The 23,979-nt window shown below is 72.4% G+C and carries 20 protein-coding genes and 1 riboswitch; of the genes, 13 read left to right on the top strand and 7 right to left on the bottom strand.

The window, feature by feature from the left end; genetic code table 11:
• The first annotated feature begins 288 nt into the window (after positions 1–288).
• The 3 genes from CP978_RS20615 to sucD all read left to right on the top strand — a co-directional run bounded on the left by CP978_RS20615 (position 289) and on the right by sucD (position 4,007).
• Positions 289–1,479, top strand: coding sequence for a VWA domain-containing protein (locus CP978_RS20615; protein ID WP_043449088.1), 1,191 nt, complete (start codon positions 289–291; stop codon positions 1,477–1,479).
• Between the two features lie 440 nt (positions 1,480–1,919).
• Positions 1,920–3,101, top strand: a complete 1,182-nt coding sequence (gene sucC / locus CP978_RS20620; protein ID WP_043443175.1) for an ADP-forming succinate--CoA ligase subunit beta — start codon at positions 1,920–1,922, stop codon at positions 3,099–3,101.
• 21 nt (positions 3,102–3,122) lie between these two features.
• The gene (sucD, locus tag CP978_RS20625) at positions 3,123–4,007 is read left to right on the top strand and encodes a succinate--CoA ligase subunit alpha (RefSeq protein ID WP_043443177.1); all 885 of its coding nucleotides are present in this window, start codon (positions 3,123–3,125) and stop codon (positions 4,005–4,007) included.
• Positions 4,008–4,114: 107 nt separating this feature from the next.
• Here sucD and CP978_RS20630 read toward each other — a convergent pair whose 3' ends face one another.
• The gene (locus CP978_RS20630) at positions 4,115–5,143 is read right to left on the bottom strand and encodes a helix-turn-helix domain-containing protein (protein ID WP_043443179.1); all 1,029 of its coding nucleotides are present in this window, start codon (positions 5,141–5,143) and stop codon (positions 4,115–4,117) included.
• Between the two features lie 80 nt (positions 5,144–5,223).
• On the opposite strand from CP978_RS20630, the gene CP978_RS20635 reads away from it, so the two are divergent.
• Positions 5,224–7,083, top strand: coding sequence for a cell division protein PerM (locus CP978_RS20635; protein WP_079162230.1), 1,860 nt, complete (start codon positions 5,224–5,226; stop codon positions 7,081–7,083).
• Between the two features lie 78 nt (positions 7,084–7,161).
• Here CP978_RS20635 and CP978_RS20640 read toward each other — a convergent pair whose 3' ends face one another.
• Entirely contained in the window at positions 7,162–7,983 is an 822-nt protein-coding gene (locus CP978_RS20640; RefSeq protein ID WP_150478268.1) for a hypothetical protein, read from the bottom strand.
• Between the two features lie 354 nt (positions 7,984–8,337).
• Here CP978_RS20640 and purN point away from each other — a divergent pair, with 354 nt between their 5' ends.
• On the top strand, positions 8,338–8,988 hold the full coding sequence (purN, locus tag CP978_RS20645) for a phosphoribosylglycinamide formyltransferase (protein ID WP_079162232.1): 651 nt from the start codon (positions 8,338–8,340) through the stop codon (positions 8,986–8,988).
• A complete protein-coding gene (gene purH / locus CP978_RS20650) occupies positions 8,985–10,571 on the top strand; it encodes a bifunctional phosphoribosylaminoimidazolecarboxamide formyltransferase/IMP cyclohydrolase (protein WP_043443183.1) in 1,587 nt (528 codons plus the stop codon). Before purN ends, purH begins: the two co-directional genes overlap by 4 nt.
• 183 nt (positions 10,572–10,754) lie before the next feature.
• On the opposite strand, the gene CP978_RS35275 is transcribed toward purH, so the two are convergent.
• Complete coding sequence (locus CP978_RS35275) at positions 10,755–11,444, bottom strand: hypothetical protein (protein ID WP_043443185.1); 690 nt, start codon at positions 11,442–11,444, stop codon at positions 10,755–10,757.
• 290 nt (positions 11,445–11,734) lie between these two features.
• Here CP978_RS35275 and CP978_RS20660 point away from each other — a divergent pair, with 290 nt between their 5' ends.
• The 4 genes from CP978_RS20660 (at position 11,735) to CP978_RS20675 (ending at position 16,056) form a co-directional block, all read left to right on the top strand.
• On the top strand, positions 11,735–12,589 hold the full coding sequence (locus CP978_RS20660; RefSeq protein WP_043443187.1) for a bifunctional methylenetetrahydrofolate dehydrogenase/methenyltetrahydrofolate cyclohydrolase: 855 nt from the start codon (positions 11,735–11,737) through the stop codon (positions 12,587–12,589).
• Positions 12,579–13,082 (top strand): DUF3017 domain-containing protein, encoded by a 504-nt coding sequence (locus CP978_RS20665; RefSeq protein ID WP_174498655.1) that lies wholly within the window; start codon positions 12,579–12,581, stop codon positions 13,080–13,082. Before CP978_RS20660 ends, CP978_RS20665 begins: the two co-directional genes overlap by 11 nt.
• Positions 13,083–13,502: 420 nt before the next feature.
• Positions 13,503–14,537, top strand: coding sequence for a helix-turn-helix domain-containing protein (locus tag CP978_RS20670; RefSeq protein WP_043443189.1), 1,035 nt, complete (start codon positions 13,503–13,505; stop codon positions 14,535–14,537).
• Positions 14,538–15,066: 529 nt separating this feature from the next.
• Complete coding sequence (locus CP978_RS20675) at positions 15,067–16,056, top strand: malate dehydrogenase (protein ID WP_043443191.1); 990 nt, start codon at positions 15,067–15,069, stop codon at positions 16,054–16,056.
• A 118-nt stretch (positions 16,057–16,174) separates the two neighbouring features.
• Here CP978_RS20675 and CP978_RS20680 read toward each other — a convergent pair whose 3' ends face one another.
• The 3 genes from CP978_RS20680 to CP978_RS20690 form a co-directional block, all read right to left on the bottom strand.
• Complete coding sequence (locus tag CP978_RS20680) at positions 16,175–16,948, bottom strand: hypothetical protein (RefSeq protein ID WP_052454208.1); 774 nt, start codon at positions 16,946–16,948, stop codon at positions 16,175–16,177.
• 117 nt (positions 16,949–17,065) lie between these two features.
• The gene (locus CP978_RS20685; RefSeq protein WP_043443193.1) at positions 17,066–17,509 is read right to left on the bottom strand and encodes a carboxymuconolactone decarboxylase family protein; all 444 of its coding nucleotides are present in this window, start codon (positions 17,507–17,509) and stop codon (positions 17,066–17,068) included.
• Positions 17,506–18,015 carry a carboxymuconolactone decarboxylase family protein gene (locus CP978_RS20690; protein ID WP_043443195.1) on the bottom strand — a complete coding sequence of 170 codons (510 nt, stop codon included), beginning with the start codon at positions 18,013–18,015 and terminating at the stop codon, positions 17,506–17,508. Before CP978_RS20690 ends, CP978_RS20685 begins: the two co-directional genes overlap by 4 nt.
• 46 nt (positions 18,016–18,061) lie before the next feature.
• Here CP978_RS20690 and pdxR point away from each other — a divergent pair, with 46 nt between their 5' ends.
• Both pdxR and CP978_RS20700 read left to right on the top strand, forming a co-directional pair.
• Entirely contained in the window at positions 18,062–19,453 is a 1,392-nt protein-coding gene (pdxR, locus tag CP978_RS20695) for a MocR-like pyridoxine biosynthesis transcription factor PdxR (protein WP_043443197.1), read from the top strand.
• Between the two features lie 72 nt (positions 19,454–19,525).
• Positions 19,526–20,407 (top strand): DMT family transporter, encoded by an 882-nt coding sequence (locus CP978_RS20700; RefSeq protein ID WP_043443199.1) that lies wholly within the window; start codon positions 19,526–19,528, stop codon positions 20,405–20,407.
• A gap of 612 nt (positions 20,408–21,019) precedes the next feature.
• Here the strand turns inward: CP978_RS20700 and rocD are convergent.
• The gene (gene rocD, locus CP978_RS20705) at positions 21,020–22,225 is read right to left on the bottom strand and encodes an ornithine--oxo-acid transaminase (RefSeq protein ID WP_043443201.1); all 1,206 of its coding nucleotides are present in this window, start codon (positions 22,223–22,225) and stop codon (positions 21,020–21,022) included.
• Positions 22,226–22,390: 165 nt separating this feature from the next.
• A riboswitch (ZMP/ZTP riboswitch) is annotated at positions 22,391–22,484 on the top strand.
• Between the two features lie 34 nt (positions 22,485–22,518).
• Here rocD and CP978_RS20710 point away from each other — a divergent pair.
• Positions 22,519–23,967, top strand: a complete 1,449-nt coding sequence (locus CP978_RS20710) for a glycine hydroxymethyltransferase (protein ID WP_043443203.1) — start codon at positions 22,519–22,521, stop codon at positions 23,965–23,967.
• The last annotated feature ends 12 nt before the right edge of the window (positions 23,968–23,979 follow it).

Here is a 23,979-nt window from a genome sequence, read left to right on the forward strand (position 1 = left end):
GGCACGTCTGAAGCCGGCACGCCCGAGGCCGGCACGTCTGAAGCCGGCACGCCCGAGGCCGGCACGTCTGAAGCCGGCACGCCCGAGGCCGGCACGTCTGAAGCCGGTATGACCGAAGCCGGCACGCCCGAAGCCGGCACGCCCGAAGCTGGGGCGACCGAAGCTGGGGCGACCGAAGCCGAGACGACTGGAGCGCGGATGTCGGGAGCTGAAACAGCTGGAGCTGGGGCGACCGGATTCGGGACGGTCGGAGCTGGAATGGCTGGAGCCGGGATGCCCGGGCCCGGGATGCCCGAAGCCGGTACGGCCGGCCCCGGGACGGCCGGAAGCGGTGAGCGGCTGCGGCGCTGGCGGCTGGTGCTCGGCGGTGACGCGGCGGACGGCACCGGGTACCCGCTCGACGGGCGGGACGCGGCGATGGACGGCGCATTGACCGCGCTCTACGGAACACCTCAGGGAAAGGAGCACAAACCCCCGCGGGGGAGGGAGCGTTCGGCGGGGCTGGGCGCGTCCGCACCGTCCGTGGCGCGCTGGCTCGGGGACATCCGGACGTACTTTCCCTCGTCCGTCGTCCAGATCATGCAACGCGACGCCGTCGACCGGCTCGGACTGGCCGCGCTGCTGCTGGAGCCGGAGCTGCTGGAAGCGGTCGAGCCGGACGTGCATCTGGTCGGCACGCTGCTCTCGCTGAACCGGGCCATGCCGGAGACGACCAGGCGGACGGCACGAGCAGTGGTCCGCAGGGTCGTCGAAGACCTGGAGAAGCGGCTGACCGCCCGCACCCGGGCCACGCTCACCGGCGCCCTCGACCGCAGCGCCCGTATCAGCCGCCCCCGCCATCACGCCATCGACTGGAACCGCACGATCGCCGCCAATCTCCGGCACTACCTGCCGGAACACGGCACGGTCGTGCCCGAGCGGCTGATCGGCCACGGGCGGGCGTCCCGGTCCGTGCGGAAGGACGTCGTGCTCTGCGTCGACCAGTCGGGGTCGATGGCGGCGTCGGTGGTGTACACAGCGGTGTTCGCCGCGGTCCTGGCGTCGATGCGGTCCGTGTCGACCCGGCTCGTGGTCTTCGACACGGCCGTCGTGGACCTCACGGACCAGCTGGAGGACCCGGTCGACGTCCTTCTCGGCACCCGGCTCGGTGGCGGCACGGACATCAACAGGGCGCTGTCCTACTGCCAGTCGCGGATCACCCGGCCCACCGAGACGGTCGTGGTCCTCATCAGCGACCTCTACGAAGGAGGGATCCGGGACGAGATGCTCCAGCGGGTGGCGGCGATGAGGGCGTCGGGGGTGCAGGTCGTGGCCCTGCTCGCGCTCTCCGACGAAGGGGCGCCCGCCCATGACCGGGAGCACGCCGCGGCGCTCGCGGCGCTGGGCGCACCGGCCTTCGCCTGCACGCCCGATCTGTTTCCGGAGGTGATGGCGGCGGCGATCGAGAAGCGTCCTCTGCCGATACCGGAGACGCCATGAGGATCCCCGCGGACCGGAGCACGGACGGAGCACGGACGGAGCGCGCACGGAGCGCGCACGGATCAAGCACGGGGCGCGGCCGGGTGCGACCGGCGTCCGGACGCCGCGAGACCCGGGGGGAAATCGGACATGAGTACGAGGGGTCGCACCGGGTGACCCCCGCCCCGAGGGGGACCCCACCGGCCGTCCGTGCCGGTCGGAGGCCACGGCTGCGAGCCGCCCCGACCGGCTCTAGGCTGCACGTGTGACAGGTATCACCGCTCGGGTGTGACCTGTGATTTAGGGCGTTACGTCGAGCGGAGATAACCTGCCAGGCGGACATGCCGCGCGCTCGGACACCGTGTGCGCCTTCCCTGTGACCCAGAGCGGACGTCACGTTGCCCTCGCGGCACGCCCACGCATCCAACGAACCGCGAGATCACTGATAGGGACGGAAGCGCGTGGACCTGTTCGAGTACCAGGCGAGGGACCTCTTCGCCAAGCACGCTGTACCGGTGCTGGCCGGTGAAGTCATCGACACGCCTGAGGCGGCGCGCGAGATCACCGAGCGGCTGGGCGGCAAGTCGGTCGTCAAGGCCCAGGTGAAGGTCGGTGGCCGCGGCAAGGCGGGTGGTGTGAAGCTCGCCGGCACCCCGGACGAGGCGGTCGCCCGCGCCACGGACATCCTCGGCATGGACATCAAGGGCCACACGGTCCACAAGGTGATGATCGCCGAGACGGCTCCGGAGATCGTCGAGGAGTACTACGTCTCCTTCCTCCTCGACCGCGCCAACCGCACCTTCCTCTCCATCGCCTCCGTCGAGGGCGGCATGGAGATCGAGGAGGTGGCGGCCACCCGCCCCGACGCCGTCGCCAAGACCGCGATCGACGCCATCGACGGCGTGGACCTGGCCAAGGCCCAGGAGATCGTCGCCGCGGCCAAGTTCCCGGCCGAGGTCGCCGACAAGGTCGCCGACGTCCTGGTCCGCCTGTGGGACGTCTTCGTCAAGGAGGACGCCCTTCTGGTCGAGGTCAACCCGCTGGCCAAGGTCGTCTCCGGCGAGGTCATCGCCCTCGACGGCAAGGTGTCCCTGGACGACAACGCCGAGTTCCGTCACCCCGATTTCGAGGAGCTCCACGACAAGGCCGCGGCCAACCCGCTGGAGGCCGCCGCCAAGGAGAAGAACCTCAACTACGTCAAGCTCGAGGGCGAGGTCGGCATCATCGGCAACGGTGCCGGTCTGGTGATGTCCACCCTGGACGTCGTCGCCTACGCCGGTGAGGCCCACAAGGGCGTCAAGCCGGCCAACTTCCTCGACATCGGTGGCGGTGCCTCCGCCGAGGTCATGGCGAACGGCCTGGAGATCATCCTCGGCGACCCGGACGTCAAGTCCGTGTTCGTCAACGTCTTCGGCGGCATCACCGCGTGCGACGCGGTCGCCAACGGCATCGTGCAGGCCCTGGAGCTCCTCGAGTCCAAGGGCGAAGAGGTCACCAAGCCGCTGGTCGTGCGCCTCGACGGCAACAACGCCGAACTGGGTCGCCAGATCCTGGACGACCGCAACCACCCCCTCGTGCAGCGGGTGGACACCATGGACGGCGCGGCCGACAAGGCCGCCGAGCTGGCTGCTGCCGCGAAGTAAGGGACGAGGTCACACACAACCATGGCTATCTTCCTCACCAAGGAATCCAAGGTCATCGTCCAGGGCATGACCGGCTCCGAGGGCCAGAAGCACACCCGCCGGATGCTCGCCTCCGGCACCAACATCGTCGGTGGCGTGAACCCGCGCAAGGCCGGCCAGGCCGTCGACTTCGACGGCACCGAGGTACCCGTCTTCGGCTCCGTCAAGGACGCCGTCGAGAAGACCGGTGCCGATGTCACGGTGATCTTCGTCCCGGAGAAGTTCACCAAGGACGCGGTCATCGAGGCCATCGACGCCGAGATCCCGCTCGCGGTGGTCATCACCGAGGGCATCGCGGTCCACGACTCCGCCTCCTTCTGGGCGTACGCCGGCAAGAAGGGCAACAAGACCCGCATCATCGGCCCGAACTGCCCCGGCCTGATCACCCCGGGTCAGTCGAACGCCGGCATCATCCCGGCCGACATCACCAAGCCGGGCCGCATCGGCCTGGTCTCGAAGTCCGGCACGCTGACGTACCAGATGATGTACGAGCTGCGGGACCTCGGCTTCTCCAGCTGCGTCGGCATCGGCGGTGACCCGATCATCGGCACCACCCACATCGACGCGCTCAAGGCCTTCCAGGACGACCCCGACACCGACCTGATCGTCATGATCGGTGAGATCGGCGGCGACGCCGAGGAGCGGGCCGCGGCCTTCATCAAGGAGAACGTGACCAAGCCGGTCGTCGGCTATGTCGCGGGCTTCACCGCGCCCGAGGGCAAGACCATGGGTCACGCGGGCGCCATCGTCTCCGGTTCGTCGGGCACCGCCCAGGCGAAGAAGGAGGCGCTGGAGGCCGCCGGCGTCAAGGTCGGCAAGACGCCGACCGAGACGGCGAAGCTGGCGCGCGAGATCCTGGCCGGCTGAACTCCTCCCGGCTGAGAGTCCGCCGGGATCCGTCCCGGCCGAAACGCCGCGTGGGCCCGTACCCCCAAGGGGTACGGGCCCACGCGGCGTTCGGTGCCGCGGTCGCCTCAGCGGGCCTCCGGGACCAGCCGCTCGGGGCGGTGGTGGCCCCGCGCCGCCAGCAGGGACCGGTGCCTCGGCTGCACTCCGGAGGGCGGCCCCAGCAGGACCCGGGCCGGGATGCCCTGGAACGCCGTTCCCCGCGCCGGCGGCCGTTCCTGGTGATGGGGGGTCAGCTGCAGGGTCAGGGTGGTCGCCCCCACGATCGTGGTGGTGACGACGATCGCCGCGCGGACCCAGTGACGGGGGCTGCGCTCGTCCCCGGACCGTACGGACGGCAGCTGGACCGCGCGGAGGCGTTCGGAGGAGGCCAGTTCACCCAGCCGGCGGGGCAGCACCTCCGGCATCGCCTGCTCCGGTACGAGCGCGGACAGCGTCTCATGGGCCCACAGCAGCCGGCCGGCCGCCGCAGAGGCGTCGGCTCCCGTCTCGGTGGCGGCCTCCGGCAGACCGAGTCCGGCCATGTCGTGCAGCACCACCGTGCGCCGGTGGGCCCGCGGCAGCGCCAGAAGGGCGCGCATCAGCGCGCGGTCCGAGGGATCCACGGGTGACGGTGCGGGGCGGAGGTGGCGGGGCCGGAGGCGCTGCCAGGGGGAGAGCGCCCAGCCGTGGGTCGTGGACCGTACCCAGCCCTGCGGATCCGGGGCGATGGCCATCTCGGGCCAGTACCGCCATGCCAGCCGGAAGGCCCGTTCGGCCGACTCACGGGCCAGTTCGGGCCGGCCGGTGAGCAGATAGGCCTGCCGTACGAGGGCGGGGGCGCAGGACTCGTGGAGGGTGTCGAAGGCCTGACGGGGTGTCAGGTCCCCGGGGGTCTCCTGAGCCGCCCAGGCGGTCAGCAGCCTCGCGTACCTCTTTCGTCTCCGCCCGCGCGGTGTCGTCAGACCGGTCTCCCAGTCGCGCACCGTCTCCAGGGAGACACGGAGCCGGGCGGCGAGCTGAGTCTGCGTCAGCGACTGGGTTCTGCGCAGGCGTCGGAGTTCCCTGGGCCGGGGCAGTGGGGAAGCGGGGGTGTGGATCACAGGGCGGCCCTCCATGCGAAAAAGTACATAAACACATATTGAGCGACACATCGGTCTTCGCCCGGTACGCCGAAAAAGCGCGTGTCGTTGGGACCATGGCGGGCGTGACCCGATGGACCGACCGCCGCACCCCCTTGTCGTCCCCGCTCACCCGCCTGCGGGACCGCTCGCCCGGGCTGGGCGACGGGCTCTTCGGCGGCGCCGCCGCCGCGGTGCTGGGACTCGGCCTGTTCTCCCTGCTGGTGATGGTGCTGTGGATCAGCTCGCCGTATCCCGACAGCGGGCCCGGCGGGGCCGTGCGGGTGGCGGCGGCGCTGTGGCTGCTGGCGCACGGAGTCGTGCTCCTCCGCACCGAGACGCTCTCCGGAGTGCCCGCCCCCGTCGGTGTGACGCCGCTGCTGCTGGCGGCGCTGCCGCTCTGGCTGCTGCACCGGGCGGGGCGCGATGCGACCGTCGGGGAGGCGGACGAAGAGAGCGACGCGCCGCTCGTCGCCGCGCGCACGGCGTGGAGCGCGGTGGTGACGGGCTATCTGGGGGTGGGCGCGCTGGCGGTGCTGGTCGCCTCGGACGGACCGCTGCGGCCGTCGTGGACGGGGCAGGCGCTGTGGCTGCCGCTGGTGGCCGGCGTGGCGGTGGGGGCGGGGGTGTGGACGGCGCACGGGCGCCCCTGCGAGTCGCTGCCGAGGCCTGTGCTCCGGGTGCTCGGACGGCTGCCCGCGGACACCGTGGCCAGGGAGGGCGACGGGCCGGAACGGCCGGGAGGCTGCCTCCGGGCGGCCCTGGCCGGGGCGGCCGTGCTGGTGGGCGGGGGTGCGTTGCTCGTCGGGGTGTCGCTGGTGGGGCACGGTGCGGCGGCCCGGGCGTCCTTCCTTCAGATCACCCAGGGCTGGTCGGGGCGCTGGGCGGTGCTGCTCCTGGCGCTGACGCTGGTGCCGAACGCGGCCGTGTGGGGGGCCGCGTACGGGCTCGGGCCGGGGTTCGTGCTGGGTGTGGGGCACATGGTGGCGCCGTTGTCGGCGGGAAGGGCGCCGGAGTTGCTGCCGCCCTTCCCGCTGCTGGCGGCGGTGCCCGGGCCGGGAGAGGGGCCGCTGCGGTGGGCGGTGGGGGCGGTACCGGTGGCCGCGGGCGTGACCGTCGGATGGTTCCTCGGGCGGTCCGCGTCCGAGGGCCGGGAGCGAGGGCGGGACGCGGTGTGGTCGGCCGGGCGGACCGCGGGGGCGGTCCTGAGGGCGGGGGCGCTGTGCGGGGTGCTGTTCGCGGTGCTCGCCCAGGCGGCGGGCGGGCCGCTCGGGGTGGCCGCGCTGGCGCGGTTCGGCCCGGTGGGATGGCAGGTGGGCGGCGCGGCGGCCGGCTGGACGGTGGCCGTGGGCGTGCCGGTGGCCCTGACGGCACGGGCCTGGCGGCTGAGGGGATGCGAGGCTCCGGCATGGCGGGCGCGGGGCTTGCGGCGCCCCCGGCCGGTGGTTCCCCCGGCCGTGCTTCCGGCTCCGAAGCTCTGGGCGCCGGCGGAGGTGCCGGTCGGCGGGAGGCGCCGCTCCCGGTGGGACGACCCCGGCCTCGAGGCGTACGAGGCGCTGTCGTCGGAGGACCCGTTCCTGCCGGCCCCGAAGACGACGTCCTTCCCGAAGGGGACGTCCTTCCCGGAGAGTTCCCGTCCGCCCCGCCCGGAGGCGCTCTTCCCCGAGGTGCCCTTCCCGCAGGGGGCCCTCGAGACCCCCTCCCGGGAAGCCTCTCGGGAGAAGTCCCCGCCGAAGGAGGCCGAAGCGAAGCCACCCGCACCGGAGCGCCCCGCACCGAAGCGCCCCGAGCCGAAGCACCCCGAGCCGAACGATTTCGCACCCACGGAGCCAGCACCGAAGCAACCTGAGCTGAAGCAACCCGAGCCGAAGGACCCCGCACCGACGGAGCCCGCACCAAAGCACCCCGAGCCGAAGGATCCCGAGCCGCCCGCCTGAGAACCTCGACCGCGTCCCGCCCGAGGCCCCCTCCTGGGGGTGCCCCGGCTCAACGCCGTGTTCCGGCGCTGCGCCGCCTCAGCCCTCCGAACCCAGCACGCCCCGCAGGTCCTTGGGCAGCAGGTCGGCGCACGACTGCTTCGCCTGGCTGGTCAGGGCGTCGTTCACACAGGTGTAGTAGTCGCGGTAGACCAGCTGGGCCGTGAAGGTGATCGCCACCATCACGATCGCCAGGGACGCCGTGACCAGTCCGCTGACCGCCGCCGTCGTCTGCGGGCGGGCCGTGGCGGTGCGGGGCCGCTCGGCGGGGGTCCCGGCCGTAGAGGTCCCCGGGCCGGCGTCGCGGGGCTTGGCGCGCAGGGCACTCGTGCCCCAGTAGAGCGCCAGCGCGCCGAGCAGCAGGGCGAGATAGGTCCAGCTGAAGAGGGCGAAGAAGACGGCCCACATACCGGAGAGCAGCGCATAGCGCGCGCGGCGCTGGGCCGGGTCCGTGGGGTCCCAGCGCATGCCCGCGCCGGGGCCGCCGGAGCCCTCCGGACCGCCCTGTCCACCGCCGCCGGTCCCGGGACGCTCGCCGAAGCGGCCACCCGCCGCCGGGCCCGGCTGCCGGTCGCTCCACTGACCGCCCCAGGGCGCGGGGCCACGGTCGCCGGAGCCCTCCTGCCCCTGGCCGGGGGCAGGACGCCGCGGCTGCCAGGGCCGGTCCGGCGTCCCCTCGGGCGGCGGTGCGAAGGGGTTGTCGTCCGAGGGCGGCTGCGAACCGCGCCCCCCACCGGCGGAGCCGCCGTTCGCGGAGTCGCCCCCGCTCTGGGGCGCCTGCTCGTCCCCGTGCGGCGGCACGGGCGAAGGGCGCCGCTCGCGCAGCAGCAGCGGAGGGAGTCGGAGACTGCGGTCCGGCATCAGGTGTGCGTCTTCCCCTTGGTGGTTCCGGCGGGCGGCTTGTCCGGTGCGACCCGGTGGAGCCCGCCGCAAGGGCAGGCTCGCCCCGGGCATGCCTGTTCGTCCAGGTGAACGTCCCACGCGGGCGCCACGTTCCCCCGCGTCGGACCGGTTTTTCCGGGCGGCTCCTCCCCAGACGCTACCTTCCGGCCACGCCCCCGTCCCGCGGGGGCCGTCCTGTGTGCCGGTATCGTTGCTGACGGTCGGCCGCTTCGTAGACTTCCCCGTATCAGGGGGCATGAAGCATTCGTATGACCACACAAAGACGCTCTTCCGAGCGACTGCACGAACGTTTCCCCGAGAAAGGGCCCCGTCGTGGCCGAGTCCGTGGCCGAGACCGTCACCGAGTCCGCGGCCAAGCGCCTGGTCGTGCTGGTCTCCGGGTCCGGCACCAATCTGCAGGCCCTGCTCGACGCCATCGCCGCGACCGGGGTCGCCGCCTACGGAGCCGAGGTCGTCGCGGTCGGTGCCGACCGCGAGGGCATCGAGGGCCTCGCCCGTGCCGAGCGGGCCGGGCTGCCCACCTTCGTGTGCCGGATCAAGGACCACGAGAGCCGGGAGGCGTGGGACGCGGCCCTCACCGAGGCCGTCTCCGCGTACGAGCCGGACCTCGTCGTCTCCGCCGGGTTCATGAAGATCGTGGGGAAGGAGTTCCTCGCGCGGTTCGGCGGACGGTTCGTCAACACCCATCCCGCCCTGCTCCCGAGTTTTCCCGGAGCCCACGGTGTGCGCGACGCGCTCGCGTACGGCGCCAAGGTCACCGGTTGCACCGTCCACTTCGTCGACGACGGCGTCGACACCGGTCCGATCATCGCGCAGGGCGTGGTGGAGGTCCGGGACGAGGACGACGAGAGCGCTCTGCACGAGCGCATCAAGGAAGTCGAGCGAAGGCTGCTCGTCGAGGTCGTGGGGCGGCTCGCCCGCAACGGCTATCGCATCGAGGGACGAAAGGTAGTAATCCAGTGACCGCCGAGAGCACCAAGCGGCCCATCCGGCGCGCGCTTGTCAGCGTCTATGACAAGACCGGGCTCGAGGAGCTGGCCCGCGGGCTCCATGAGGCCGGTGTCGAGCTCGTCTCCACCGGGTCCACCGCATCGAGGATCGCCGCGGCCGGTGTCCCCGTCACCAAGGTCGAGGAGCTGACCGGCTTCCCCGAGTGCCTGGACGGGCGGGTCAAGACCCTGCACCCCAAGGTCCACGCGGGTATCCTCGCCGATCTGCGCCTGGACAGCCACCGGCAGCAGCTCGCCGAGCTGGGCGTCGCACCGTTCGACCTGGTCGTCGTCAACCTCTACCCGTTCCGTGAGACCGTCGCCTCCGGTGCCTCGCCCGACGAGTGCGTCGAGCAGATCGACATCGGCGGCCCCTCCATGGTCCGCGCCGCCGCCAAGAACCATCCGTCCGTGGCCGTGGTCACCAGCCCGGACCGCTACGCCGACGTCCTCGCCGCGGTCCGGGACGGCGGCTTCGACCTCGCCGCCCGCAAGCGGCTCGCCGCGGAGGCCTTCCAGCACACCGCCGCCTACGACGTCGCCGTCGCCTCCTGGTTCGCGTCCTCGTACGCGCCCGCCGACACGTCCGTGGCGGGCGGTCCCGCCGAGGGTGCCTTCCCGGACTTCCTGGGCGCCACCTACCGGCGCGAGAACACCCTGCGCTACGGCGAGAACCCGCACCAGCCCGCCGCCCTCTATGTCGACGGCAGCGGCGGTCTCGCCCAGGCCGAACAGCTGCACGGCAAGGAGATGTCGTACAACAACTACACGGACACGGACGCCGCGCGCCGTGCCGCGTACGACCACGACGAGCCCTGTGTCGCGATCATCAAGCATGCCAACCCCTGCGGCATCGCGGTCGGCTCGGACGTCGCCGAGGCGCACCGCAAGGCGCACGCCTGTGACCCGCTGTCCGCGTTCGGCGGCGTCATCGCCGTCAACCGGCCGGTGAGCCGGGAGATGGCCGAGCAGGTCGCGGAGATCTTCACCGAGGTCATCGTCGCGCCCGACTACGAGGAGGGCGCGCTGGAGGCCCTCACCAAGAAGAAGAACATCCGGGTGCTGAAGGCCCCGAACGGTCCGTGCAACCGGGTGGAGGCCCGTCAGATCGACGGCGGTGTCCTGCTCCAGGCCACCGACCGCCTCCAGGCCGACGGCGACGACCCGGCGAACTGGACCCTGGCGACGGGCGAGGCGCTCGGCCCCGACGAACTGCGGGACCTCGCCTTCGCCTGGAAGGCCTGTCGTGCCGTCAAGTCCAATGCCGTGCTGCTCGCCAAGGACGGCGCCTCGGTCGGGGTGGGCATGGGCCAGGTCAACCGGGTGGACTCCTGCAAGCTCGCCGTCGAGCGGGCGGGCGAGGAGCGGGCCCGGGGCGCGTACGCCGCCTCGGACGCCTTCTTCCCCTTCCCGGACGGGCCGGAGATCCTGATCGCCGCGGGCGTCAAGGCCATCGTCCAGCCCGGCGGTTCGATCCGCGACGAGCAGGTCGTGGAGGCCGCGCGGACGGCGGGCGTGACCATGTACGTCACGGGCACGCGCCACTTCTTCCACTGATCGGCCGTCCGGCCGACCGATCGTCCGTATCGCCGCGCCGCGCCGTGGTGCGTCTTCCCGGTCCTGCCCGAGGGCCCCGAATCCGGGGTGGGGAGACGCACCAGGGCCGCGTCGTTCCCCGAGGGGTCGGGACGCGGCCCTGGGTGGTGGAGTGCGTGAACCGTTCCGTCGGGTGGGACCGGATCAGTACCGGGGGCGCCGGAACCAGGCGGTACCGCTGGGGGAGACCGGGGCCGCGATGATGACGGCCGCGAACACCACCCAGAGGAGCGGGAAGATGACCCCCAGGGCAGCGCCGTATCTCAGGGCCGTGATGAGCCCCAGCAGACCGATGACGCCGCCGAGCGCGCCGTAGACCACCGTGGTGATACGCACTCCCTGACCGCCGCGGCCGAACTTCACGCCCAGGGTGATGGACAGGGCGGCCAGTCCCAGCGCGATCAGTGCGATGAAGAGCATCAGGCCCGCGGCCATATGACCGCCGTCGCTGATGCTGTCGAGCGGGCTGGACGAACCGCTGTTTCTGCCCACCTCGTTCGAGACGTCGTTGAAGAAGGCCGCTGCGTACAGCCAGATGAGGCCGGCGACGATCTGCACCGCGGCGATGATGTACAGGAACACCCGTGCCGTCGCGAGCAGTCCCGGCATCGACTGCGGTATCGCGTTGCCGCCGGGGTGAGCGGGATAGCCGGGATAGCCGGCATAGGCGGGTTGCTGGGGAAAGCCGTAGCCCGGCGGCGGACCGGCCGGCTGCTGGGGGTGGCCGTAGTCGGGAGCGGCCGCCGGCTGTTGGGGGTAGCCGTACGGGGGAGCGGCGGGCGGCTGCTGCTGGGGTGGCGGTCCGTAGGGGTCGTTCGGTTCGCCGAAGCTCATTGGCGATCTTCCTCCGTAGGCCGTTGTGTGCGGGGACGCGCGGCACACGCGGAGGAGTTCTACAGATGCGGTTCGACCCCCCGGTACTGCCCGCGGCACTGTGTTCTCATCGTTCTTTAGGCGGCTCTTACTTGTCCAGAAGCATTCCGCAGTGTTGCGCAAGTGCAATATCGACGATCACGGACATGGCAGTGGAACACGGGCGCTCGGGCGGTGCCCGGCGGAGACCGCCGGTTTCGGAATTCGGGCCGGATTGGAACAGCGGGGCGGTCATCCGCGAGGATGGGAGCATGACCGCCCAGATTCTCGATGGCAAGGCCACCGCAGCCGCGATCAAGTCCGATCTGACCGTCCGCGTGGCGGCGCTGAAGGAGAAGGGCGTCACGCCCGGCCTCGGCACCATCCTGGTCGGGGACGACCCAGGCAGCCATAAGTACGTCGCGGGCAAGCACCGCGACTGCGCCGAGGTCGGCATCGCGTCGATCCAGCGCGAACTCCCCGCCACGGCCACCCAGGACGAGATCGAGGCGGTCGTCCGCGAGCTGAACGAGGACCCCGCCTGCACCGGCTACATCGTGCAACTGCCGCTGCCCCGGGGCATCGACGAGAACCGCGTCCTGGAACTGATGGACCCGGACAAGGACGCGGACGGTCTGCATCCGATGAACCTCGGCCGGCTGGTCCTCAACGAGCCGGCGCCGCTGCCCTGCACCCCGAACGGCGTGCTCACCCTGCTGCGCCGCCACGGCGTGGAGATCAAGGGCGCCGAGGTCGTGGTCGTCGGCCGGGGCGTGACCATCGGGCGCCCCATGCCGCTGCTGCTGACTCGGCGCAGCGAGAACGCCACGGTCACCCAGTGCCACACCGGCACCCGGGACCTCTCGGCCCATCTGAGGCGGGCCGACATCATCGTCGCCGCGGCGGGCTCCGCGCATCTGGTCCGGCCCGAGGACGTGAAGCCGGGCGCCGCCGTCCTCGACGTCGGTGTCTCGCGCAACGCCGAGGGCAAGATCGTCGGCGATGTCCACCCCGGGGTGGCCGAGGTGGCCGGCTGGATCTCCCCGAACCCCGGCGGTGTGGGCCCGATGACCCGTGCCCAGCTGCTCGTCAACGTGGTCGAGGCGGCGGAGCGCAGTGTCGACTGAGAACACGTCCGAGAGCGGCGACGAGGTGCAGCGGGCGGCCGCGACCGAGGAACCCGCGGTGAGGGACGCCGTCAGCGCCCCTGACACCGAGGGCAGGGCGCGGCGTATGACCCGGAGGTTCCCGCGGCTGACACGGGACACCGCGCGCCCCGAGGGCGGCGGCAGGGCCGCCTCGGGCGACGCGCCCGCGCCCGCCCGGCAGTGGCCGATCCTGGCGGTGCTGGGCACCGTGGGCCTCGGACTGCTGCTGACCGCGCTGGACATGTTCCGGCTCGGCACGATCCTGATCGGTCTCGCACTGCTGGGCGGTGCCGCGCTGCGCTGGGCGCGGCCCGATGTGGGCATGCTCGCGGTGCGCTCCCGTTTCACGGACATGATCACCTATGGCGCGCTGGGTCTCGCCATCGTGCTGCTCGCGATGATGGCCCAGCCGAAGCCATGGCTGGAGATACCGTTCCTGGACGACACGCTGCACTTCACGGTCCGTACCTGACATCACGTCGGACGGGTGCCGGGCCGGACGGCCGACGCGTCGGGCGGTCCCCTGCCCGGAGGCCGCCCGGCCTCTCCCCCGTGGAAGGCCGGGCGGGGGCGGTGGCGACCGCCCGGTAAGTACCTTCATGTACATGCCGGAGCTGTTCAACCGCCGGCGGACCGCTGTGGCACGGAAGTGACCATTCCGCTACGGTGTCCGCGCCTCGCAACGGATTCCGCGCCCGATGCCGTCGGACGCGGCCCCGCGGACCGACGGGCGCGCGGGGGCGCACATCTCTGCCGGAACGCTCCGGTGCGCCTCGACCAGGGGAACTGACATCCTGGCCGGGCGCATCCCTGTGGGTGGCCGGAGTGGGGACCCGGCAGCGGGCACCGGGTACCGGGAACATCAGCACGTGCCGGGGAAAGAGGGGGAGCGATGCCTCGTTGGAAGGCCTTGCCCGAGGAACTCGATCCGCAGGTCAGGGAGTTCGTGGGGCAGCTGCGGAGAGTCGTGGACCGCAGCGGGCTGAGCGTCTTCGCGGTGGCCGACCGCACGGGCTACAGCAAGACGTCCTGGGAGCGTTACCTCAACGGCAGGCTGCTGGCGCCGAAGGGTGCGATCGTCGCCCTGGCCGAGGTGACCGACACCGATCCCGGTCATCTCACCACCATGTGGGAGCTGGCCGAGCGCTCCTGGAGCCGCTCGGAGATGCGCCACGACATGACCATGGAGGCCATCCGGATCTCCCGGGCGCGCGCCGCGCTGGGGGACTCCAGGGCGGCCCCCGAGCCCGACGGGGCCGTGAGCGGGGCGGTTTCGGCCGTCCCGTCGAAGGCGGGAGGGCGGGTCGGCACCGCGCCCAGGGCCCCGGGGGCCTCGCCGGACGGGCCCGGCCGGACCGCGGGTGCGCAGCGGGCGTACGGGTCCGCGCCAGCCGGTGGTCCGGGAGGCGCGGGCGGGTCCGGCGGAACGCGCCGCAGGCGGCGGCTGACGCTGTTCCTCGCGGGTCTGGCCGGGGCGGCGGTGGTGATCGCGGCGGTCTTCCAGCTCACCGGCGGCGACCCCGAGAAGCCCGGGACCGCCGCACCCAAGCCGTCCCCCACGGCGCCCAGTCCGTCCCCCGACCTGCCGCCCGGCGTCAAGTGCAGCGGTGCGAGCTGCACCGGCAAGGACCCGGAGGACATGGGCTGCGGAGGCACCCGGGCGACCACCGCCACCAGCATCACCCTCGGCACGACCCTGGTCGAGGTCCGCTACAGCACGACCTGCGGCGCCGCATGGGCCCGTATCACCCGGGCGACGCTGGGCGACGCGGTCCAGGTGTCCACGAGCGGGGCGGCCCGGCAGACCGCCTCGGTCATAGAGGCCGGGGACACGGATGCGTACACCCCGATGCTGGCGGTGGCGGAGGCCTCCGCGGCGCAGGCGTGCGCGACGCTCGCCTCGCGTCTGACGGGATGTACTCGGTAGGCGGCCCGACACGACCCGATGCACCTGGTAGGCGGGCGCGCGGGGCGCGCGGGGTGCCGCCGGCACGCGACTCCGCGCGGGAAGGCGCGGGGGAGGCGCGAAGGGGCGCGGAGGTAGTGCGGGAGGCGCGCGGAGAGATTCCATGCGCCTTCCATCGGACACAATCCGGCGTACGACGTGCATGATCCGCGCGCTCAGGGGCAGGCGGACCGTACCCCCACGGGAGTCCGGCCGCGCCGGAAGGCCCACCCCCCTTCCGGCCGGACACCCCGCACGGCGGCCGCCCTCGCCCCCTTCTTCAGGGCGGGCGGCCGCCGTCCCGTCCGGCTGTGGGCCGGGCCACAGGGGCCCGTCCGTCCCGGATGCCGGATGCGCGATAGCCTGACCATGGATCTCTCTTGATGCCAAGAGATCGATCATTCGTTCAGGGTGATCGGTCCTCCTGGCGGGTGCCGGTCACGAGCCGGCGGCGGGATCCCGCGCCCCGGGGCGACGACGCCCCCTCGTCAGCTGTCCTACGGAGAACGCCATGACCCGCACTCCTGTGAACGTCACCGTCACCGGCGCGGCCGGCCAGATCGGCTACGCACTGCTCTTCCGCATCGCCTCCGGCCAGCTGCTCGGCGCGGACGTGCCGGTCAAGCTGCGCCTCCTGGAGATCACCCCGGCCCTGAAGGCCGCCGAGGGCACGGCCATGGAGCTCGACGACTGCGCGTTCCCGCTCCTTCAGGGCATCGACATCAGCGACGACCCGAACGTCGCGTTCGACGGCACCAATGTCGCCCTTCTGGTGGGCGCCCGTCCGCGCACCAAGGGCATGGAGCGCGGTGACCTCCTGGAGGCCAACGGCGGCATCTTCAAGCCGCAGGGCAAGGCCATCAACGACCACGCCGCGGACGACATCAAGGTCCTGGTCGTCGGCAACCCGGCCAACACCAACGCGCTGATCACCCAGGCCGCCGCCCCGGACGTGCCGGCCGAGCGCTTCACCGCGATGACCCGTCTGGACCACAACCGCGCCCTGACGCAGCTGTCGAAGAAGACCGGTGTCCCGGTCTCCGAGATCAAGCGCCTGACGATCTGGGGCAACCACTCCGCCACCCAGTACCCGGACATCTTCCACGCCACGGTCGCCGGCAAGAACGCCGCCGAGGTCGTGAACGACGAGAAGTGGCTCGCCGAGGACTTCATCCCCACCGTCGCCAAGCGCGGCGCGGCGATCATCGAGGCCCGCGGCGCGTCCTCGGCCGCCTCCGCCGCCAACGCCGCCATCGACCATGTGCACACCTGGGTCAACGGCACCGCCGAGGGCGAGTGGACCTCCATGGCCATCCCCTCGGACGGCTCCTACGGCGTCCCGGAGGGCCTGATCTCCTCCTTCCCGGTCACCACGAAGGACGGCGTGTACGAGATCGTCCAGGGCCTGGACGTCAACGAGTTCTCCCGCACCCGTATCGACGCCTCGGTCAAGGAGCTGGCGGAGGAGCGCGAGGCGGTCCGCTCCCTCGGCCTCATCTGACACTCGCTTCGTCGTGGGTCCGGTCCCCGGGTGGCTGCCACCGCCCGGGGACCGGTGCGTTTGGGACCGACCGCGGGGCGCGCGTTCGCACGCATCCCGCGGCGGTCCTGACGCGGGTTCAGGTCGCCGAGGCCTTCGGGAGGTTCGGGACCTTGGAGATGTCCACCCAGGTGCTCATGGGCGGGATCCTCACCGGGACCGGCTTGTTGTAGTCCGTGAAGGTGAGGGACAGATCCGTGCCCTGGCCCGTCTGGGCCGCGCGGTAGAGACGGTGCGACCTGTCCGCCGTGATGTACAGCGTCGACGTCAGCCCGTTCACATGGAAGGACAGCGGAACCACCCGGGTGCTGTCCACCGTCGTGGCGAGGCCCTCCCGCAGGGTCGCGGGCGGGGAGACGGTCGCGGACTTCTGGAGCTCCCCGAGGTCACAGGCGTTGGAGATGCCGCTGAGCAGCGCGCTGGAGGTGGTGCCGTGGATATAACGGTCCTTGAACTCCTGGCTCGCGGCGATGCCCCGTTCACCGGGGAGTTCCGCCTTCCAGAACGTCTGATCGGGCTTCAGCCACACCTGGGTGCCCCGTTTGATGATCTCCACGCTGCCGCCGTGCTTGCCCAGCGTCAGGGTGCCCGCGCAGGCGCCGCTGCGGTCGAGGGCGAGGTTCATCGAGGTCGGCAGGCGGCTGTTCGATGTCGCCGTGGCGCTCCGGTCCTGGTAGATGAGCCGGACCGATGTCGCATTCCGTAGCCCTTCCTGAGCCTGGGCGGCCAGCCGCTGTGGGTCGGGATTGCCACCGGTCCGGGCCGACGCGGGGCCGCCCAGCACGGGGGAGAACAGCAGACCCACCGTCGCGGCTGTCGTAGCCGTGAGTGTGAAGCCACGGATCCGGGACATCGCATCACCTCCATGAGCGTCTTCGGCAAGGGTACTTTTCACCGTTTTCTGCCGCATTCTCAGTGATGCCATGCGAGTGGGCGACGACATCCGCACCAGGGCCGGCGCCCGCCGTGTTCACGGCATAGGTCCGCCCGGAGGGATGCGGCGGGGGACCATCAGCCGGTTCCACCCGTTGATGACGGCGATCAGCCCCGTCAGATGCGCGAGTTCGGCCTCGTCGAAGTGTGCGGCGGACCTCTCGTACACCGTGTCGGGCACGAATCCGTCGGTGAGGACGGTGACCGCCTCCGTCAGGGCCAGCGCGGCCCGCTCCCGCTCGCTGTAGAGGCCCTCCGTCTCCTCCCAGGCGTTCAGAAGCCGGATGCGGTCCTCCGACTCGCCGTTCTCGTGCGCCCGTCGGAGATGCAGGTCGAGACAGAAAGCGCAGTGGTTGATCTGCGAGGCCCGGATCATGACCAGCTCGGCGAGCGCCGGATCGCCGAGCCCCTTCTTCGCGGCGGCGCTGAGCGCGGACATGGTCCGGGCGACCTCGCGGTCCAGTACGTCTGTTCGGGTCATGCGTGCTGCCCCGGCCGGTAGTGGCCCGGCGCCTTACGGGTGGTCACCCCGAACCGGTTCCAGGCGTTGATCACCGCGATCACGGCGATCAGCTGCGACAGTTCGGCCTCGTCGAAGTGTGCGGCGGCCTTCTCGTACACCGCGTCCGGCACGAACCCGTCGGTGAGGACGGTGATCGCCTCGGTCAGCTCGAGCGCCGCGAGCTCCTTCTCCGTGTAGAAGTGCCTCGACTCCTCCCACGCGCTGAGCTGCACGATCCGCTCGACGGTCTCGCCGGCCGCGAGCGCGTCCCGGGTGTGCATGTCGAGACAGAAGGCGCAGTGGTTGATTTGCGAGGCGCGGATCCTGACCAGCTCGCAGAGCGTGGGGTCGAGGCCCTGCCGGGCGGCCGCGTCCACCCGGATCATCGCCTTGTAGACCGCGGGGGCGTGTTCGGCCCAGTCCGTCCGGGCGGGTCGTTCGGGGGCGTACGCGGCACCCGTCGTGCTCTCGTCGTAGGTCGTCATGTCTCGACCCTAGGAAGCGGGCAGCCCGGGAGTATGGTCCATTTCCATGGGGGAATCCTGGGCCACTCTGGGAGTGGACCTGCATGTCGAGCCGACCGGACCGGGGCTGCGCAGGGGACTGACGAACGCGCTGCGTGAGGCGGTCCGCACCGGCCGGCTGGCGCCCGGCACCCGTCTGCCCTCCTCCCGTTCGCTCGCCGCGGATCTGGGGATCGCGCGCAACACCGTGGCCGACGCCTACGCCGATCTGGTCGCCGAGGGCTGGCTCACCGCACGCCAGGGGTCGGGCACCCGGGTGGCAGAACGCGCCTCGACCACGCCGCCGGCCGTCCCCGCCGCGCCGCCGGCCAGGGAACCCGCCCGGCCGCTCCACGATCTGCAGCCCGGGACACCCGATCTGGCCTCCTTCCCGTGCGCCGAATGGCTCAAGGCCGCCCGTCGCGCCCTGGCCGCCGCGCCGCACCGCGCCCTCGGCTACGGCGATCCGCGCGGGCACCCCGCACTGCGCGCCGCGCTCGCGGAGTATCTGTCCCGGGCGCGCGGCGTGCGCACCGACCCCGGGCGCATCCTGGTGTGCGCGGGCTTCTCGCACGGGCTCACGATCCTCGGCGCGCTGCTGCGGGCCCGAGGCGTACGGACGGTCGCCGTCGAGTCGTACGGACTGCCCGTCCACCGGAAGCTGCTGACCGGGGCCGGTCTGCGCACCCGGCCCCTGCCGTTCGACGAACGGGGCACCGGGGGCGAGCCGGGGCCGGACGCCGGCGCCGTACTCCTCACCCCCGCCCATCAGTTCCCGATGGGGGTGCCGCTGCGGCCCGAGCGGCGGGCGGCCGTCGTGGACTGGGCGCGCCGCACCGGCGGACTGATCCTGGAGGACGACTACGACGGCGAGTTCCGCTACGACCGCCAGCCGGTCGGGGCGTTGCAGGGCCTGGACCCCGACCGGGTGGTGTATCTGGGCACCGCCAGCAAGTCCCTCGCCCCGGGGCTGCGCCTGGGCTGGATGGCGTTGCCCCCGGCGCTCGCGGAGGAGGCCGCCGCGGCGAAGGGCGGGTCCGAGACCTGCGGGGTGCTGGAGCAGCTGACCCTGGCGGAGTTCCTCACCTCGGGTGCCTACGACCGTCATGTGCGTGCCGCCCGGCTGCGGTACCGGCGCCGCCGTGACGCCCTGGTCCGGGCCGTCGAGGCGCGCGCCCCCGAGGTCCGCGTCACGGGGATCGCCGCGGGTCTGCACGCGGTGCTGCGGCTGCCGCCCGGCACCGAGCGGAGCGTGGTCCAGGCGGCGGCGTGGCAGGGCCTGGCGGTGCACGGACTGCGCTTCTTCCGCCACCCGGAGGCGACCGCCGAGGCCGTGGACGCCCTGGTCGTGGGGTACGGGACGCCATCGGACCACGGGTGGGCGGGGGCCCTGGAGGCGCTCTGCCGGGTGCTGCCCTGACGGAGCCGGTCCCGCGGCGGGACGATGTCCCCGCCGTGTTCCGTCCCCTACAGTCGCTCTGTGTTCCTTGGAATGGTGTGCGCGCTCGGAGCGGCGGTCTGTTTCGGTACGGCGACGGTGTTGCAGGCGGTCGCCGCCCGCGCGGTGGGCCCGGGCGGCGGAGGCGAAGCGGCCCTGCTGCTGCGGGCCCTGCGGCAGTGGCGGTATCTGGCGGGGCTCGCCCTGGACGGGCTCGGGTTCCTGCTGCAGATCGTGGCGCTGCGCTCCCTCCCCATCTATGCGGTGGGGGCGGCGCTCGCGGCCAGCCTGGCGGTGACGGCGGTGGTCTCGGCCCGGCTGTTGCGGGTGCGGCTGGCCGGGGGCGAGTGGGCCGCGGTCGCCGTGGTGTGCGCGGGGCTGGCGATGCTGGGTCTGGCCTCCGGCCCCGAGGGCTCCACGGCCGGGTCCGGGGCGCTGAAGTGGGCGATGCTCGCGACCGCGGTGGTGGTCCTGCTCCTCGGCCCGGTCGGGGGCCGGCTGCCGGGGCGGGCACGGGCCCTGGTGCTGGGGCTCGGCGCCGGGTTCGGGTTCGGGGTGGTCGAGGTGACGGTACGGCTGATCGACGGGCTCACCCCGTCCGTGCTGTTCACCGATCCGGCGCTCTACGCCCTGCTGCTGGGCGGCGGGGCGGCCTTTCTGCTGCTGACCACGGCACTGGAACGGGGGTCGGTGACGGTGGCGACCGCCGGCATGGTCGTGGGCGAGACGGTCGGACCGGCCGCGATCGGGGTGGTGTGGCTGGGCGACCGCACCCGGGAGGGCATGGCCTGGGCGGCGGTGCTGGGCTTCGCGGTGGCGGTGGCGGGCGCCCTGGCCCTGGCCCGGTTCGGCGAGGCACCGCAGCAGCCCCCGACCGCGCCCGCCGACCCCTCCGCCACGCCGGAACCGGAGCCTACGGCCACCCCGGGGTCCTGAACGGAACCGAAGCCCGGGGCCGGGCCGGGGTCGATCTCGGGCGCTCGGGGGTGCCGGGCCTGGGACTGAGGCCGACGCCAAGCCGATGGTCATCCCCGGGTCCCGGGCAGGAGAGGAGTCCGGGGCCAGGGCCGGGTGTCAGGCCCGCGAGGGCGAGGCTGGTGTCAGGGCCTGGGCCGGTGGCAGGTCCGGGCGGTCGGTTCGGGGCTCCGTGTGGGACTGTGGCCGGTCGGTCATCCCCGGGTTTCGGGCGGGACCGGAGCCCGGGACCGGAGTCCGGGGTCGGGGCGATCTCGGGCGCGTGGCCGGTCCCAGGCGTGGGACTGCGCTGTCGCGGGACCCTGGGCGGAGCCCGGGGCCGGGCCGATGCCAGGCTTGCGGGGGTGCCAGGCCCGGGGCTGGGGCCGATGTCAGGGCCGGGCGGATGACGGGTCCGGGCGGTCAGTTCGGGGGCCCGGCGGAACGGTGCCGACCGGTCACCCCGGGGCCCTGGCGGAATCGGTGTCGGCCGGTCGCCCCGGGGGCCTGGGCGGAATCGGAGTCGGTGGTCCGGTTCCGGGGTCCGCGGTCGCCCCGGGGTTCGGGTGGGAGTTTCGTCGGGGGTCCGGGGTGTCAGACGCCCAGGACCGCGGCCAGTTGGGCGAGGCCCCAGTCCAGGTCCTCCTCGTCGATGACCAGCGGTGGGGCGAGCCGGATGGTGGTTCCGTGGGTCTCCTTGGCCAGGACGCCCCGGTCCATCAGCTGCTCGCAGATCTCCCGTCCGGTCCCCTGGGACGGGTGGATGTCCACGCCCGCCCACAGCCCGCGCCCCCGCACCTGGGTGACCCGGCCCGTGTCGGCCAGCCTGCCGAGCGCACGGTGCAGCCGCTCGCCCAGCTCCGCCGCCCGCGCCTGGTACTCGCCGGACCGCAGCATCGCCATCACCTCCAGCGCCACCGCGCAGGCCAACGGGTTCCCGCCGAACGTCGACCCGTGCTCGCCCGGCCGGAACACCTCGAGCACCTCGGCACGGGACACCACGGCCGAGACCGGCACGATCCCGCCGCCCAGCGCCTTCCCGAGCACATACACATCCGGTACGACGCCCTCGTGCTCGCAGGCGAAGGTCCGTCCGGTCCGGCCGAGCCCCGACTGGATCTCGTCGGCCATGAAGAGCACCTTCCGCTCCCGGGTCAGCTCCCGTACCGCCCGCAGATATCCGGCGGGCGGCACCCGCACCCCCGCCTCGCCCTGGATCGGCTCCAGCAGCACCGCCACCGTGTTCTCGGTCAGTGCCTCGCTCATCGCGGTCGGATCCCCGTACGGCACGATCTCGAAGCCCGGTGTGTACGGGCCGAAGTCGGCGCGGGCGTCCGGATCGGTGGAGAAGCTGATGATCGTCGTCGTACGGCCGTGGAAGTTCTCGCCCGCGACCACGATCTTGGCCATCTCCGCCGGCACCCCCTTGACCCGGTAGCCCCACTTACGGGCCGTCTTCACCGCGGTCTCCACCGCCTCGGCACCCGTGTTCATCGGCAGCACCATCTCCATGCCGCACAGCTCCGCCAGCTGGTCGCAGAACGCCCCGAACCGGTCGTGGTGGAAGGCACGCGAGGTCAGTGTCACCCGCTCCAGCTGGGCCTTGGCCGCATCGATCAGCCGCCGGTTGCAGTGGCCGAAGTTCAGCGCCGAGTAGCCGGCCAGCAGATCCAGATAGCGGCGCCCCTCGACGTCCGTCATCCAGGCGCCGTCCGCCGTCGCCACCACGACCGGAAGCGGGGCGTAGGTCGGGGCGCAGCGGGCATCGGCCGCTCTGATCAGGGTGTCGGAGGTGTTCACGGAACTCTCCTTCCGGCCGTACCGAAGGGCCGTACCGAAGCGGCACCAGAACCTCACCGAAGCCGCACCACGATCCGTGCCCGCTTCCCGGTCTCCCGTCCTCTCTCCATCGTCGCTCGCATGGTGGAACGGCGAAACGGGCCGCCCGGTGCGCCGCTAGGCTGATCGACGGGCCGTGACTGGCGCGCTGGGATGGGACCGACCATCGGGGAGCGGCCCGGAGTCGAATGATCGTGTGCCGTGCGCCTGGGCCGAACCGTGAACGCTGAACACACGCCGTCCGGAGGTCCCCCATGCCAGAGCAGCCCCTCTCCACCGAGTCCACGGCCTTCCGCGCCGCCCTGGACGTGATCCGCGCCGTCGAGCCGGGCGTCGCCGACGCCATCGGCCAGGAACTCACCGACCAGCGCGAGATGCTCAAGCTGATCGCCTCCGAGAACTACGCCTCCCCGGCCACCCTGCTGGCCATGGGCAACTGGTTCAGCGACAAGTACGCCGAGGGCACCATCGGCCGCCGCTTCTACGCCGGCTGCCGCAATGTGGACACCGTGGAGTCGCTCGCCGCCGAGCACGCCAAGGAGCTCTTCGGCGCCCGCCACGCCTATGTCCAGCCGCACTCCGGCATCGACGCCAACCTGGTCGCCTTCTGGGCCGTCCTCGCCCAGCGCGTCGAGGCCCCCGCCCTGGAGAAGGCGGGCGTCCGCCAGGTCAACGAGCTCTCCGAGGCGGACTGGGCCGAGCTGCGCCGCGCCTTCGGCAACCAGCGCATGCTCGGCATGTCCCTGGACGCGGGCGGCCACCTCACCCATGGCTTCCGTCCGAACATCTCCGGCAAGATGTTCGACCAGCGCTCCTACGGCACCGATCCGGCCACCGGCCTGATCGACTACGAGGCGCTGCGCGCGTCCGCCCGTGAGTTCAAGCCGCTGATCATCGTGGCGGGCTACTCGGCCTACCCCCGGCTGGTGAACTTCCGGATCATGCGCGAGATCGCCGACGAGGTCGGCGCCACGCTCATGGTCGACATGGCGCACTTCGCGGGCCTGGTCGCGGGCAAGGTGCTGACCGGCGACCTCGACCCGGTGCCGCACGCCCAGATCGTGACGACCACCACCCACAAGTCGCTGCGCGGCCCCCGCGGCGGCATGGTGCTGTGCGACGACTCCCTCAAGGACCAGGTCGACCGCGGCTGCCCCATGGTGCTCGGCGGCCCGCTCCCGCACATGATGGCGGCGAAGGCGGTGGCCCTGGCGGAGGCCCGGCAGGACTCCTTCCGTGACTACGCCCGGCGGATCGTCGACAACTCCCGCGCCCTGGCGGAGGGCCTGCTGCGCCGTGGCGCCACGCTGGTCACCGGCGGCACCGACAACCATCTCAACCTGATCGACGTGGCCGGCTCCTACGGACTGACCGGCCGTCAGGCGGAGGCAGCCCTGCTGGAGTCGGGCATCGTCACCAACCGCAACGCCATCCCGGCCGACCCCAACGGCGCCTGGTACACCTCCGGCATCCGCATCGGCACGCCCGCGCTCACCACCCGCGGACTGGGCACCGCGGAGATGGACGAGATCGCGGCCCTCATCGACCGCGTCCTCACCACCACCGTGCCCGGCACGACCGGCAAGGGCACCCCGTCCAAGGCGCAGCACGTCCTGGACCCGAAGATCGCGGACGAGAGCGCCCGGCGCGCCGGTGACCTGCTGGCGCCCTTCCCGCTGTACCCGCAGATCGACCTGGGCTGATCACCGGACGGG

The organism is Streptomyces nodosus (assembly GCF_008704995.1).
In the GTDB taxonomy this organism is placed as follows: domain Bacteria; phylum Actinomycetota; class Actinomycetes; order Streptomycetales; family Streptomycetaceae; genus Streptomyces; species Streptomyces nodosus.

Coding starts and splice junctions, on each gene's coding strand:
- CP978_RS20615 (WP_043449088.1), top strand. CDS start 289: ATGCCCGAAGCCGGTACGGCCGGCCCCGGGACGGCCGGAAGCGGTGAG.
- sucD (WP_043443177.1), top strand. CDS start 3,123: ATGGCTATCTTCCTCACCAAGGAATCCAAGGTCATCGTCCAGGGCATG.
- CP978_RS20630 (WP_043443179.1), bottom strand. CDS start 5,143: ATGGAGGGCCGCCCTGTGATCCACACCCCCGCTTCCCCACTGCCCCGG.
- CP978_RS20635 (WP_079162230.1), top strand. CDS start 5,224: ATGGCGGGCGTGACCCGATGGACCGACCGCCGCACCCCCTTGTCGTCC.
- CP978_RS20640 (WP_150478268.1), bottom strand. CDS start 7,983: ATGCCGGACCGCAGTCTCCGACTCCCTCCGCTGCTGCTGCGCGAGCGG.
- CP978_RS35275 (WP_043443185.1), bottom strand. CDS start 11,444: ATGAGCTTCGGCGAACCGAACGACCCCTACGGACCGCCACCCCAGCAG.
- CP978_RS20660 (WP_043443187.1), top strand. CDS start 11,735: ATGACCGCCCAGATTCTCGATGGCAAGGCCACCGCAGCCGCGATCAAG.
- CP978_RS20670 (WP_043443189.1), top strand. CDS start 13,503: ATGCCTCGTTGGAAGGCCTTGCCCGAGGAACTCGATCCGCAGGTCAGG.
- CP978_RS20675 (WP_043443191.1), top strand. CDS start 15,067: ATGACCCGCACTCCTGTGAACGTCACCGTCACCGGCGCGGCCGGCCAG.
- CP978_RS20680 (WP_052454208.1), bottom strand. CDS start 16,948: ATGTCCCGGATCCGTGGCTTCACACTCACGGCTACGACAGCCGCGACG.
- CP978_RS20685 (WP_043443193.1), bottom strand. CDS start 17,509: ATGACCCGAACAGACGTACTGGACCGCGAGGTCGCCCGGACCATGTCC.
- CP978_RS20690 (WP_043443195.1), bottom strand. CDS start 18,015: ATGACGACCTACGACGAGAGCACGACGGGTGCCGCGTACGCCCCCGAA.
- pdxR (WP_043443197.1), top strand. CDS start 18,062: ATGGGGGAATCCTGGGCCACTCTGGGAGTGGACCTGCATGTCGAGCCG.
- CP978_RS20700 (WP_043443199.1), top strand. CDS start 19,526: ATGGTGTGCGCGCTCGGAGCGGCGGTCTGTTTCGGTACGGCGACGGTG.
- CP978_RS20710 (WP_043443203.1), top strand. CDS start 22,519: ATGCCAGAGCAGCCCCTCTCCACCGAGTCCACGGCCTTCCGCGCCGCC.